At 59.8% G+C, this 13,013-nt stretch carries 15 protein-coding genes; 7 read left to right on the top strand and 8 right to left on the bottom strand.

Translation table 11 applies throughout. The features are described 5' to 3' along the window. Positions 1–28 precede the first annotated feature (28 nt). Together rpsB and RLCC275e_RS09025 are read right to left on the bottom strand one after the other, a co-directional pair. Positions 29–796, bottom strand: a complete 768-nt coding sequence (gene rpsB, locus RLCC275e_RS09030) for a 30S ribosomal protein S2 (RefSeq protein ID WP_003559062.1) — start codon at positions 794–796, stop codon at positions 29–31. Between the two features lie 321 nt (positions 797–1,117). Beyond that, the gene (locus tag RLCC275e_RS09025) at positions 1,118–1,954 is read right to left on the bottom strand and encodes a cell envelope integrity EipB family protein (RefSeq protein ID WP_003559051.1); all 837 of its coding nucleotides are present in this window, start codon (positions 1,952–1,954) and stop codon (positions 1,118–1,120) included. Between the two features lie 136 nt (positions 1,955–2,090). On the opposite strand from RLCC275e_RS09025, the gene RLCC275e_RS09020 reads away from it, so the two are divergent. The 5 genes from RLCC275e_RS09020 (at position 2,091) to RLCC275e_RS09000 (ending at position 5,478) form a co-directional block, all read left to right on the top strand. Next, positions 2,091–2,561: a RidA family protein gene (locus tag RLCC275e_RS09020; RefSeq protein ID WP_033182538.1), complete on the top strand. Its 471-nt coding sequence runs from the start codon at positions 2,091–2,093 to the stop codon at positions 2,559–2,561. Continuing rightward, the gene (locus tag RLCC275e_RS09015) at positions 2,558–3,277 is read left to right on the top strand and encodes a glycerophosphodiester phosphodiesterase (protein WP_033182537.1); all 720 of its coding nucleotides are present in this window, start codon (positions 2,558–2,560) and stop codon (positions 3,275–3,277) included. The genes RLCC275e_RS09020 and RLCC275e_RS09015 overlap by 4 nt, the downstream gene beginning before the upstream one ends. A gap of 176 nt (positions 3,278–3,453) precedes the next feature. Then, positions 3,454–4,644, top strand: coding sequence for a GNAT family N-acetyltransferase (locus RLCC275e_RS09010; protein WP_033182536.1), 1,191 nt, complete (start codon positions 3,454–3,456; stop codon positions 4,642–4,644). A gap of 54 nt (positions 4,645–4,698) precedes the next feature. Then, a complete protein-coding gene (locus tag RLCC275e_RS09005) occupies positions 4,699–5,130 on the top strand; it encodes an HIT family protein (RefSeq protein ID WP_003559042.1) in 432 nt (143 codons plus the stop codon). Positions 5,131–5,187: 57 nt separating this feature from the next. Next, positions 5,188–5,478, top strand: a complete 291-nt coding sequence (locus RLCC275e_RS09000; protein ID WP_003559040.1) for a Dabb family protein — start codon at positions 5,188–5,190, stop codon at positions 5,476–5,478. Between the two features lie 72 nt (positions 5,479–5,550). Here RLCC275e_RS09000 and clpA read toward each other — a convergent pair whose 3' ends face one another. The 6 genes from clpA to RLCC275e_RS08970 all read right to left on the bottom strand — a co-directional run bounded on the left by clpA (position 5,551) and on the right by RLCC275e_RS08970 (position 11,416). Beyond that, positions 5,551–8,043: an ATP-dependent Clp protease ATP-binding subunit ClpA gene (clpA, locus tag RLCC275e_RS08995; RefSeq protein ID WP_003559038.1), complete on the bottom strand. Its 2,493-nt coding sequence runs from the start codon at positions 8,041–8,043 to the stop codon at positions 5,551–5,553. A gap of 10 nt (positions 8,044–8,053) precedes the next feature. Continuing rightward, positions 8,054–8,404, bottom strand: coding sequence for an ATP-dependent Clp protease adapter ClpS (gene clpS, locus RLCC275e_RS08990; RefSeq protein WP_017988219.1), 351 nt, complete (start codon positions 8,402–8,404; stop codon positions 8,054–8,056). A gap of 275 nt (positions 8,405–8,679) precedes the next feature. Beyond that, on the bottom strand, positions 8,680–9,051 hold the full coding sequence (locus RLCC275e_RS08985; RefSeq protein WP_003559036.1) for a phasin family protein: 372 nt from the start codon (positions 9,049–9,051) through the stop codon (positions 8,680–8,682). A gap of 273 nt (positions 9,052–9,324) precedes the next feature. Continuing rightward, a complete protein-coding gene (locus tag RLCC275e_RS08980; protein WP_003539277.1) occupies positions 9,325–9,528 on the bottom strand; it encodes a DUF3126 family protein in 204 nt (67 codons plus the stop codon). 140 nt (positions 9,529–9,668) lie between these two features. Continuing rightward, a complete protein-coding gene (cysE, locus tag RLCC275e_RS08975; protein WP_003559034.1) occupies positions 9,669–10,502 on the bottom strand; it encodes a serine O-acetyltransferase in 834 nt (277 codons plus the stop codon). A 128-nt stretch (positions 10,503–10,630) separates the two neighbouring features. After that, positions 10,631–11,416, bottom strand: a complete 786-nt coding sequence (locus RLCC275e_RS08970; protein ID WP_033182535.1) for an alpha/beta fold hydrolase — start codon at positions 11,414–11,416, stop codon at positions 10,631–10,633. 158 nt (positions 11,417–11,574) lie between these two features. Between RLCC275e_RS08970 and RLCC275e_RS08965 the strand changes: the two genes are divergently transcribed. Together RLCC275e_RS08965 and RLCC275e_RS08960 are read left to right on the top strand one after the other, a co-directional pair. Next, positions 11,575–11,820 carry a zinc-finger domain-containing protein gene (locus RLCC275e_RS08965; RefSeq protein ID WP_003539274.1) on the top strand — a complete coding sequence of 82 codons (246 nt, stop codon included), beginning with the start codon at positions 11,575–11,577 and terminating at the stop codon, positions 11,818–11,820. Between the two features lie 27 nt (positions 11,821–11,847). Further along, positions 11,848–13,002: an FAD-dependent monooxygenase gene (locus RLCC275e_RS08960; RefSeq protein ID WP_033182534.1), complete on the top strand. Its 1,155-nt coding sequence runs from the start codon at positions 11,848–11,850 to the stop codon at positions 13,000–13,002. The last annotated feature ends 11 nt before the right edge of the window (positions 13,003–13,013 follow it).

Genomic DNA, 13,013 nt, shown 5'->3' with positions numbered 1-13,013 from the left:
GCGGACCTTTTCGATCCGCCCGCCTTCATCAGCCTTCGGCTGCTTCCTCGAGAGCCGGCTCGACCGGAAGTTCGGAGGATGCGCCGAGATCGCGGCCGGAAGAGCCCTGCTGGCGCGCGATGCCGTCGATGGCGGCGCGGGAGATCAGCTCGCAGTAAAGAGCGATCGCGCGCGATGCGTCGTCGTTACCCGGGATCGGATAGTCGATCAGGTCCGGATCGCAGTTCGAATCGATGATGGCGACAACCGGGATGCCGAGGCGCTTGGCTTCGTCGATCGCGATCTTTTCCTTGTTGGTGTCGATGATGAACATCAGGTCGGGCGTGCCGCCCATATCGCGGATACCGCCGAGGGCCTTGTCGAGCTTTTCACGCTCGCGCTCAAGGTTCAGGCGTTCCTTCTTGGTGAAGCCCTGGGCTTCGCCGTTCAGGATCTCGTCGAGCTTGCGCAGGCGCTGGATCGAGTTGGAGATCGTCTTCCAGTTCGTCATCATGCCGCCGAGCCAGCGCGAGTTGACGTAGTACTGGGCCGAGCGCTTGGCACTGTCGGCGATGATCTCCGACGCCTGGCGCTTGGTGCCGACGAAGAGAACGCGGCCGCCGCGGGCAACGGTGTCGCTGACGACCTGAAGGGCGCGCGACAGCATCGGAACGGTCTGGGCCAGATCGATGATGTGAATGTTGTTGCGATCGCCGAAGATGTACGGCTTCATCTTCGGGTTCCAGCGATGCGTCTGGTGGCCGAAGTGGACGCCTGCTTCAAGAAGCTGGCGCATAGAAAAATCAGGCAATGCCATGCCTTGTTACTCCTTTTCCGGTTGAACCTCCGCAAGGCGAACAGCATCCTCTTCGAGAATGCCACCGGGCGGAACAGCCCGGATTTCTCCCGGACGATCCCATGCCTTACGTGTGGAATGCCGGTGCCCATACATTCGATTTGGCGCAAAAGCAAGGCTTATGCTGAAAAAACCTGGCTCACGCACCGGGCGCGGCGCATGGATCTGCAATAAAGGAGACGAAGGCGACTGCCTGCCCTTGGAATGCCGCACTCAGCCTGCCAGCGTCGAACATCGACACGATGAATATCAGACTCAGGGGGCTGCGGAAGGCAACGAGGCCTACTTGCAAACTTCGGCCTTGCGGTCGAGCAGCTCCAGCTTGGCGAGCTTGCCGGTCAGGACGAAATCGCCGTAGTCCATCGTCAGGTCGCGGGTGATGCCATTCTCATAGAGCTTGAAGGACATGCGGTAGACCGGCAAAGCATCCGATTTCGCACCCTCGTTGAAATAGGCGATCGTCACCGGCCAGAAGGCCGTCTTCGAGAAGGCGCCGGCATTGCCGGCATCGGCTTCCTCGGCGATCGGCGTCTCCTGCTTGCCGACGATCGTCGTCGTCGCCAGCGACTTGTCGCCGTCATCGGAACCGTCGAAGACGCGCGCCTCGAAGAAGCGCTTGCCGTCCTTGGCGTGCTGGATCACATCGAGCATATGCTCGGTGGGAAAACGGCTTTCTAAAAGCTGCAGCTCGCGGCTCGCCGGCTGCTTGAGATCGACCTTGACACCATCCGGCTGGTCCTCAGCCGCACCGTTGACCTCCTTGTCGAGCTGCTCGTCGGTGAAGGATTTGGTGTCGAAGGTGAACTTGCCGTCCTTCAGGTTCTCGAAGGTCTTGGTCTGCTGGTCGCTGACACGCACGCTGTCGCCGGTGTCGATCTGCGTCACGAAGCGGAAATTGGTGGTGAAGCCCTGGCAATAGCTGCCGTCGAACTCATAGACCATGCGACCATACATGCCGGCGATGCCGGAGCGGTCCGAAGCGTCCTTCAGTTCCAAATCGTAGACCGCGCGATGTGCGACGAGGCCGGTCGCGATCGCAGCGCTAACCGCGGGCGCAGCCGCCCATGCATTGGCGGAAACGCTGGCGAGAAGCAGAGCGACAAGACTCGATCGGAACATTCATTAACTCCTGTTGGACTCGGTCGCGATGTTATAAGAACGCTTTCGGCCAAATCGAGGCTCGAAACTGTCATATTAAAGATTCTAGTCTTGATGCATAATTTTTGAAGAATTGACAACAAAAGCGGAGACGAAAATGTCCGATGAAATTGCAGCGCGCCTGATTGAGATGGGGATAACCCTGCCCGAAGCAGCAGCACCTGCTGCAAATTACGTTCCCTATGTCATCAGCGGCAATCTTCTCTACATCTCCGGCCAGCTGCCGCTCGAAGGCGGCAAGGTCACTGTCTCGGGCCATCTCGGCAAGACCGTCGACGTTGCAACGGGCCAGCGCGGCGCAGAACTCTGCGCCATCAACATCCTTGCCCAGGCGAAGACGGCACTTGGCGGCAATCTCGGCCGTATCCGGCGCGTCATCAAGCTGAACGGTTTCGTCGCCTCGTCGCCCGACTTCGTCGAGCAGCATCTCGTCATCAACGGCGCTTCAAACCTGATTGCCGGCGTGCTTGGCGAAGCCGGCAAACATGCGCGTGCCGCTGTCGGCATGGCCGCCCTGCCGCTGAATGCCGCCGTCGAGATAGACGCTATCATGGAAATCGCAGAATGACCAATGTTGCCTGGATCAGGGACCTGCCGGTCGCCCATCGCGGCTATCACGATCTCAACACGCATGTCTGGGAAAACACACTGTCCGCCTTCTCGCGCGCCATCGAAGCGGGTTTTGCGATCGAATGCGACCTGCACTACGCCTCCGACGGCGTACCGGTCATCTTTCACGACGAGGACCTGCAGCGCCTGTGCAACCTCCACGGCGACATCCGCGAGCGCACGTCCCGGGAACTCGGACTGATCGCCGTTGGCGGCACGAGCGATAAGGTGCCGACGCTGCGCCAGCTCCTCGACCTCGTCAAGGGCAAGGTGCCGCTGGTGCTGGAGCTCAAGGGCCGCGAGGCCGACGACGAAGGTTTCGCCGAGGCTGTTCTCGAGGTGCTCGAAGGCTATGAGGGCAAGGTGGCGCTGATGAGTTTTGACCACTGGCTGCTGCGCGATCTGAAGGCGCTTGGCTCACCCTACCCGCTCGGGCTGACGGCCGACGGCAACACGCCGGAGGCGTTCAAGACACATGCGGAGGCGATGGAGATCGGTCTCGATTTCATCTCTTATCATTATGGCGACCTGCCGAACCCCTTTATCATCGGCGAACGCGAAAAGGGCATTCCTGTTATCACCTGGACGGTGCGTGACGAAGAGGCGCGCCGGCATACATTCGCAAACGCAGACCAGATGACCTTCGAAGGCTTCGATCCGCGTGTGGTTGCTTGACGCTCGCTTTTTGGCCAAGATCATGCGCAGACTGCATAATTCCTTAAATCGGAATCGATTTCAGGATAAAATTATGCAGCAACTCAAAGTTTACAACGTCCTTTGCGCGTCTGAAAGACGCGTGGCGCTGTAAGGCAGAGCCGAAACCATCCTCCCACAGGCTTCGCATTTGTCCCATGACTGACGAACTATCCATTCGCGTCGAACGCTCCTTCACCGGGATTTCCCCGGAGAGCTGGTCCAAGCTTTCCGGAGCGTCGAAGACCTGCGCTACGATTGCCTACAACCCTTTCGTTTCACACGCCTTTTTATCGTCGCTGGAAGAATCCGGCTCGGCCGACGCAGAGACGGGATGGCTCGGCCACCACCTGCTGCTCGAGACCGAGCGCGGCGAGTTGATCGGCGCCCTGCCCGGCTATCTCAAGAACCACAGCCAAGGCGAATATGTCTTCGACCATGGCTGGGCCGACGCCTTCGAGCGGGCCGGCGGGCGTTATTATCCGAAACTTCAGTGCTCGATCCCGTTCACCCCGGCGACAGGCCCGCGTCTTCTGGTCGCCGAGGGGCTGCAGCGGCTTCCGATCCAGAGCGCGATCGCCGAAAGCCTGAAGGAGGTGGTGCGGCGGCTCGGCATCTCCTCGGCCCATATCACCTTCGTGCCGGACGAAGAGATCGGCGTTTTCGAGATGGACGGCTATCTGCACCGCACCGACCACCAGTTCCATTTCATCAATGACGGCTATGCCAATCACGAGGAATTTCTCGAAACGCTTGCCTCGCGCAAACGCAAGGCGTTGCGCAAGGAGCGCCGCGCCGCCCTCGAAAACGGGATCAGCATCGACTGGCTGACCGGCCGCGACCTGACCGAACGCATCTGGGACCAGTTCTTCAAGTTTTACATGGATACTGGCGGGCGCAAGTGGGGCCGCCCCTATCTCACCCGCAAGTTCTACTCGTTGATCGGCGAACGCATGGCAGACGATATCCTGCTCGTCATGGCCAAGCGCGACGGGCGCTATATCGCCGGCGCGATCAACTTCATCGGCAGCGATACACTCTACGGCCGTCACTGGGGCTGCATCGAGGATCATCCTTTCCTGCATTTCGAGGTCTGCTATCATCAGGCGATCGACTTCGCCCTTTCGAAAGGGCTGAAACGGGTGGAGGCCGGCGCGCAGGGCGAACACAAGCTTGCCCGCGGTTACCTGCCGGTGACGACGCATTCCGCCCATTATGTCGCTCATGCCGGCCTTCGCCGGGCGATCGGCGACTATCTCGCCCGCGAGCGCGCCGATGTCGAACAGATGAGCGAGCTGCTGACAGAGCACAGCCCTTTCCGCAAGGGCGAACGCCAGCAGGAGGATTGACGCCGCCGCACCGGCCGCGTTACCCGATCAACCATGAACTGAGGAGATTTCGTGATGACCAGCCCGGCCGACTATGACGACAACAACATCTTCGCCAAGATCCTCCGCGGCGAAATCCCCTCGCATCGGGTTTACGAGGACGAGCATACCATCGCCTTCATGGATGTGATGCCGCAGGCGCCGGGCCATGTGCTCGTCCTTCCCAAGGCGCCGTCCCGCAATCTCCTCGATGCCGATCCAGCCACCCTCACCCATGCGATATCAGTCGTCCAGAAGATCGCCAATGCGGTCAAGGACGTCTTCGATGCCGATGGCGTGTTCATCGCCCAGTTCAACGAGTCGGCCGCCGGGCAAACGGTGTTCCATCTGCATTTTCACGTCATCCCGCGGCATGAAGGCGTCGCACTCAAGCCGCATTCCGGCAAGATGGAGGACGGTGCCGTGCTTGCCGCCAATGCCGAAAAGATCAGGGCAGCGCTGGCGTAAGGTCAACACCTCTCGATTTCAGAGAATTCAATCCAGACAATCATTTGGAACAAGATCATGATCCGCCATACTGTCGCGTTCCGCCTCAAGCACGAAGCCGGCTCGGCTGAAGAAACGTCGTTCCTCGCTGACGCGCTGGTGCTTGCCAAGATCCCGAGCGTGCGGAATTTCGAGCAGCTTCGGCAGACGAGTCCAAAGAATGATTTTACCTTCGGCTTTTCGATGGAATTCGACGATCAGGCTGGCTACGACACGTACAACCTCCATCCCCTACATGTCGCCTTCGTGCGCGATCGCTGGGTGCCCGAGGTCGCCGACTTTCTCGAGATCGACTACACCAGGCTCTAAAAAACGGCGCATGCAGATCCGGAATCGAAAAGGCCGCAGTGACGCGGCCTTTTCCAATTCGGTGATGGTATCTTACTTCTTGCGTGGAACCTTCGGAACAGCGCTTCCCTTCTTCGGGGCGTCGCGGACCTCAGGCTCGGCCTGCGGCACCGCTTTGGCGCGGGTCTTGCGGGCCGCCTTCGTCTTCAGCTCGCCGTCATCCCCATCATCGCCTTCGGGATGCACGACCTCGGCTTCGGGCTTCGGCTTGATCGGCGCCGTTTCCGAAATGGCTTCGAGCACGATGCCGGGCTTGCCGTCTTCCTTCGGGCCGACAGTGACGTTGACGACGCCGCCCTTCTTCAGCTTGCCGAAGAGGATTTCGTTGGCGAGCGGCTTCTTGATCGTATCCTGAATGACGCGAGCAAGCGGGCGGGCGCCCATCTTCTCGTCGTAACCCTTTTCCGCCAGCCAGGCGATCGCATCCTCGTGCAGGTCGAAGGTGACGTTCCTTTCGGAAAGCTGGGCCTCCAGCTGCATGATGAACTTCTGCACGACCTTGTGGATGACGGCCGTCGGCAACGCCGCGAAGGGAATGATCGCGTCGAGACGGTTGCGGAATTCCGGCGTGAACAGGCGGGTCAGCGCCTCCTCGTCCTCGCCGGTACGCTTGGACGAGCCGAAGCCGATCGCCGCCTTGGCCATTTCCGATGCACCCGCATTGGTCGTCATGATCAGGATGACGTTGCGGAAATCGATCTTCTTGCCGTTATGGTCGGTCAGCGTACCGTGGTCCATGACCTGCAGCAGGATATTGTAGATGTCAGGATGGGCCTTCTCGATTTCGTCGAGCAGGACCACGCAATGCGGGTGCTGGTCGACGCCATCGGTGAGAAGACCGCCCTGGTCGAAGCCGACATAGCCCGGAGGTGCGCCGAGCAGACGCGAAACTGTGTGCCGCTCCATATATTCCGACATGTCGAAACGCAGCAGTTCGACCCCGAGCGACGATGCCAGCTGTTTTGCCACCTCGGTCTTGCCGACGCCGGTCGGACCGGAGAAGACATAGGCGCCGATCGGCTTGTTCGGCTCACGAAGGCCAGCGCGCGCCAGCTTGATCGAGGTCGAAAGCGCTTCGATGGCGATATCCTGGCCGTAGACGACCGAGCGCAGTTCCTTCTCGAGATTGGCAAGCACGGCTTCATCGTCCTTGGAGACGGTCTTCGGCGGAATGCGCGCCATCGTGGCGACCGTTGCCTCGATCTCCTTTTCGGTGATCAGCTTGCGGCGCTTGGACGGCGGCAGCAGCATCTGCGCCGCACCGGTTTCGTCGATCACGTCGATCGCCTTGTCGGGCAGTTTGCGGTCGGAGATGTAGCGGGCCGACAATTCGACGGCCGACTTGATGGCGTCGTTCGAATAACGCAGGTGGTGATACTCTTCAAAATAGGGCTTCAGTCCCTTCATGATCTCGATTGCATCTTCGATCGACGGCTCGCTGACGTCGATCTTCTGGAAACGACGGACCAGCGCCCGGTCCTTCTCGAAGAACTGGCGATATTCCTTGTAGGTGGTCGAACCGATGCAGCGAATCGCGCCCGATGACAGGGCCGGCTTCAGCAGGTTCGATGCATCCATTGCGCCGCCTGAGGTGGCGCCGGCGCCGATCACCGTGTGGATCTCGTCGATAAAGAGCACGGCGCCCGGATATTCTTCCAGTTCCTTGACGACCTGCTTCAGGCGTTCCTCGAAATCGCCGCGGTAGCGCGTGCCGGCCAGGAGGGTACCCATGTCGAGCGAAAAGATCGTCGCATCGGCGAGCGCTTCCGGAACCTTGCCTTCGACGATGCGCTTGGCAAGGCCTTCGGCGATCGCCGTCTTGCCGACGCCGGGATCACCGACATAGAGCGGATTGTTCTTCGAACGGCGGCACAGGATCTGGATGGTGCGGTTGACCTCGGCGTGACGGCCGATCAGCGGATCGATCTTGCCGCCCTTGGCCTTCTCGTTGAGATTGACGCAATAGGCCTTGAGCGCGTCCTGCTGCTTTTTGGGGCCGCCCTCTTCCTCGCCGCCGCGCGCCGTCGGCTTGCTGCTTTCGGCTTCGTCCTCGGCGCCGCGCGGGGGACGCGCTTCCGAAACGCCCGGGCGCTTGCCGATGCCGTGGGAGATGTAGTTGACGGCATCGTAGCGGGTCATCTCCTGCTCCTGCAGGAAATAAGCGGCGTGGCTTTCGCGCTCGGCGAAGATCGCGACGAGCACGTTGGCGCCGGTCACCTCTTCGCGGCCGGACGATTGCACGTGGATGACGGCACGCTGGATGACGCGCTGGAAGCCGGAGGTCGGCTTCGAATCCTCGTCATAACCGGTGATCAGGTTGGAAAGTTCGTTATCGACATATTCGACGAGCGTCTTGCGCAGCGCGTCGAGATCGACATTGCAGGCACCCATGACCGCGGCCGCATCGGCATCGTCGATCAGGGCGAGCAGCAGATGCTCGAGCGTCGCATATTCGTGGTGCCGCTCGTTGGCAAAGGTCAGTGCCTGATGGAGCGCCTTCTCTAAACTAGGCGAAAATGTTGGCACGTTCAGATCCTCACTTCTTTTCCATGACGCATTGCAGCGGATGCTGGTGCTGCCGGGCGAAGTCCATCACCTGGCTGACCTTCGTTTCCGCTACCTCGTATGTGAATATTCCGCATTCGCCGACGCCGTGGTTATGGACATGGAGCATGATGCGGGTGGCACTTTCACGATCCTTCTGAAAAAAACGCTCCAGAATATGAATGACGAATTCCATGGGAGTGTAGTCGTCATTCAAAAGCAGCACACGATAAAGATTGGGCTTCTTGGTCTTCGGCTTGGTGCGCGTGATGACCGAGGTTCGATTTGCGTTGTCCCCGTTCCTTTCGCTGTCGTTCTGCATCCGGATCGGCTTTGCGATCATTGTCATTCATTCCTCAAGCAATCCAGCGGAGCATGGGAGGGTGCTTTTCCCGCCGAATATCTGAAACACTAACTTAGTTCATAATAGGCTGATTTTAAGCCCCCTGTCAGACACTGCAATCAAGAAATGGCCGGCATGCACGGGAAAGACCAAAAAAGTCCCCGGTCGATCCCATGCGGGCGCTGCAGCGAAAGTGGAAACAAAAAGACCGGCTACAGATGCGTAGCCGGTCTTCATTTTTCAATATGTAGCGCAGGTTGCGCCTTTGAATCAGTTCAAGCAGCAGCAGGCGTCGCCGCCGACACCGCCTTGGCGGTCTTAACGACCGCAGCGGCGATCGGTGCCTCATAGGGCTTGTAGGCTGATTTGGCGAGATCGGCATACATCTCACTGAGCTTCGTCGTCTCGGAGACAAAGCCTTCAAAATACGCCTTGACGTAGCTCGTCTGCAGCTCGAAAGCGGCCTCGAAGCTCTTGACGCCGGCCAGCGTTTCGAAATGCGTCACCGCGTCCTGAAAAGATTTCTTCGAATATTCAGTGGCTTCTGCGGCGATTGCCTGAAAGCCCTTGGACGTGTCGGTATAGGTCTTCAGGGCCGTATCGACGGCTTCCTTGCTCTTCTTGTTGGCGTCTTCAAAGTTGAACATGAGCCATCCTCCGTTGGGCTGTTGGTGGCCGCAGGGTAGCTGCAATGCACAAATAGTCAAGTAGTCTTGTGCGTTGCAAAACATCCAAAGGTTGCATTACAATGACATAACAAAGGCAGCGCGCCGGGGCACGTACGTCTTTAACTGATTTTGCTAAAATATATCAGAATGCCACAACCGGAAGTTTTGAATAAATTCTCATTGCGAATGGAAAAAACGAAAAAGGACCGAACGGATCGCGCCATTCGGTCCTTTTGAAGCTTTCGAACGCGATCAGAGATCGACGTCGAGGATCGCCATCGAAAAGTTGTAGGAGCGGTCGCCGTCCTCGTCATCGATATAGACCACACCCAGAAATTCTTCGCCGAGATAGACTTCCGCAGAATCATCCTTGCGCGGACGCGCCTTGACGATCATCTGCGGATTGAACATGCGCTTGAAATAGGCGTCGAGCTTCTTGATTTCTTCTGGCTTCACTCTGTCATCTCCGTAAGCGGTCTTGATTGGCCGCTTCTTGCACAGGAAATGCAGCGGTGTAAAGGCAAGGTTGCCGTTTGCTCATGGCTCTCCCCGCTCGTATCCCGCCGACTTTTCCTATCCTTGTTTCCAACGGGCGCTCAGATATCGGCGCCGATCACCTGGTCCATGTTGCGCGACGGCTCGGAACAACCGGCCTCGCCGACGACCTTGGCCGGCACACCCGCGACTGTCTTTTTGGGCGGCACCGCCTTCAGGACAACGGAGCCGGCGGCGACGCGTGAGCAGTAGCCGATCTCGATATTGCCGAGGATCTTGGCACCGGCGCCGATCATGACGCCGGAGCCGATCTTCGGATGGCGGTCGGCGCCCTCCTTGCCGGTGCCGCCGAGTGTGACGCCGTGCAGGATCGAGACGTTGTCGCCGATGACGGCCGTCTCGCCGACGACGAGGCCAGTGGCGTGGTCGAGGAAGATGCCCTTGCCGATACGGGCGGCCGGATTGATGTCGGTCTGGAAGACGCTGGAGGAGCGGCTCTGCAGATAGAGCGCAAAATCACGTCGTCCGCGGTTCAGCAGCCAATGGGCCAGACGATGTGTCTGCAGCGCATGGAAGCCCTTGAAATAAAGCACCGCCTCCATGAAGCGCAGGCATGCGGGATCGCGGTCATAGATCGCCTGGATATCGACGCGCAGGATGGAGCTCCACTCAGGCCAGTCGAGGAGCATTTCTTCGAAGGTCTGGCGAAGCAGGTTCGCCTGCATGTCGGGGTGATCGAGACGTTCGCAGATGCGGTGGATGACGCATTCCTCGAGCGAATGGTAGTTGATCACGGTCGAATAGAGGAAGGCGGCGAGAACCGGGTCCCGTTCGGCCGCGAGCCGGGCTTCCTCGCGCAGGCTGTCCCAGATGGGATCCATCACCTTTAGCGGATGGCCTGTGTCAAAAGCACGAATGTCAGTCTTTGCGACCATCGCCGCTCTCCTCGCTGCCAGCCGGAATGCCGTTTTCGGAATGCCAATATATAGAGGAAAACGCCAATAACATAAATGGGTGCCGCCGCCATGGTTTTTTAGCATGGTTTTTCGGCATCACGATGTTGTCAGCGATGGGCGACCCTTGCATAGAAGGCCAGCACTGCCTGCTTGAAAACCCTGTCGCCGACGGCGAGCATATGATCGCGGCCCGGAATATCGAGCGCTTCGGCACTGGGCATCAGCGCCGCCAATTCCTGCGGCGAGCCGGCGATGTCATCCTTCGTACCCACGCCGATCAGCGTCGGCATGTCGAGCTTGGCCATATCGGAGCGGGCGACGAGATCGCGCGAGCCGCGGATGCAATCGGCAAGAGCGACCCGGTCGCTCTTCGTCTGCTCGGCGAAGGCGCGGAACATGCGGCCGCGGGCATGTGTCACCGCGTCCAGCGACGGCGCCAGCAGCGCATCGGCGATCGGGTCCCAGTCGCCGACGCCGTCGGTCATGCCGATGCCGAGGCCGCCGAGCACCAACGAACGGACGCGATGCGGATTGGCAAGCGCGGCAAAGGCGGAAATGCGCGCGCCCATCGAATAGCCCATGACATTGGCTTCGGGGATGCCGAGATGGTCGAGCAGCGCGATCGCATCGCCGGCCATGACCCATGGACGATAGGCTTCGGCATCGTGCGGCTTATCGCTTGCGCCGTGGCCGCGATTGTCGATGGCGATCACCCGGTAGCCGGCATCGCCGAGCGTCTTCAACCAGCCCGGATGCACCCAGTTGACGTTTGCGGTCGAGGCAAAGCCGTGGATCAACAACACCGGCACACCGGCCGGATCGCCCTCATCGAAGAAGGCGAGCTGCAATCCGTCATGGGTGAAGCTCGAAAATGCGGGTGTATTCAGGTTCATCGGGCCTTCCTTTTTGGCGCGACCATAGTCGAGCGGCCTTTCATCGTGAAGCCAAAAACTGTGGCTAAAAACTGTGCCCGGCGCGGCGGTTTGGCTCTACACATTTGCGGCGAAGGCTTATAAGGTTCGCGCACATTTCAAAGCATTCGGAGAGCGACATGGCCGGCCACAACATTCCCCACTTCCAGAACGACGGCGGTCACCGCGTTATCGAAGTCGGCGTCAAGGAATTCATGTGCACCGGCGCTTCGGCTCCCTTCGATCATCCGCATATCTTCATCGACATGGGCGACGACAACGAGAAGGTCTGTTCCTACTGCTCGACGCTCTATCGCTTCAATTCCGCGCTCAAGCCCAGCCAAACCAATCCGGCCGGTTGCGTTTTCCACGTGAAGGCGGCGTAGTCAGTCCAGATCCGGATCGGACGGACAATGCCGGTCGAACATGCCGCAATCATCGGCGCCGGGATATCAGGGCTGACCGCTGCCCTTGCGCTTTCGCGCCGAGGCATCAGTTCGGAGATCTTTGAGCAAGCGGGCGAACTCACCGAAATCGGCGCCGGATTGCAGGTTTCGCCGAACGCTTCGCACATCCTTGCCGAACTCGGCATCCTTGAAGGACTGTCAAAGGTCTGGCTCGAGCCGGACGCCATCCGGCTGATATCGGGCGGGTCGCTCCGCCAGCTCGCGGCCGTGCCGGCAGGCAAATTCGCTCGGGAACGCTGGGGCGCACCCTATGGCGTCCTGCACCGCACCACATTGCAGAAAGCCCTTTTGGCTGCGGTTACGGCCGATCCGCTCTGCCGGCTTCACCTTGGCGTGCGGATCGATACGACCGTACCGCCATTCGAGCGGGCGGCCGATGTTGTGATCGGCGCTGACGGCGTCTGGTCGAAGCTTCGGCAATCCATTCCGGGCAGCCCCTCGCCGCGCTTTTCCGGCAATATCGCCTACCGCTTCACCATTGCCGAAAATGAGGCGCCCGGTTTCCTCGACCGGGCAAGCGTTTCGGCTTTTCTCGGCGGTTCGGCGCACCTCGTCTGCTATCCGCTGAGGGAAAGCGACAGCTTCAACATGGTGGCGATCACCGCCGGCAATATCGCGCCGCAGGCCTGGCAAAGCGAGCCGACGGCCGAACAGCGCGCCGAGCTGCGAGCACGCCTTTCCGGCTGGAATGCAGCGATCGTCTCGCTGCTCGACAGACAGAAAAAACTGACGTTCTGGCCGCTGTTCGAAACTACCGCGGGGACGTGGCAGGACGGCCGAAAGACGGTTCTGATCGGCGACGCCGCCCACGCGATGATGCCTTTTGCCGGACAGGGCGCAGCGATGGCGATCGAAGACGCCTATGAACTGGCAGCATTTCTTTCGAAACGTCCCGTGGCGGAAGCGCTGGCGCGCTTCGAAAGACATCGGGCGCCACGCATTGCGAAACTTCGCCAGCGCGGCGCCTTCAACCGGTTCGCCTATCATGCGAAAGGGCCGATCCGGATCGGTCGCGATCTCGTGCTCGGCCTCAAGCCGCCGCTGAGCCTCGCGGCAGATCTCGACTGGATCTACGGCTATCGGGCTGTCGATCTGCCTTGAGTTGTCACAAG

It is taken from the genome of Rhizobium brockwellii, from assembly GCF_000769405.2.
Classification (GTDB): domain Bacteria; phylum Pseudomonadota; class Alphaproteobacteria; order Rhizobiales; family Rhizobiaceae; genus Rhizobium; species Rhizobium brockwellii.
Note: the sequence above shows the minus strand (reverse complement) of the source record. Positions and strands in the feature narration are given on the sequence as shown.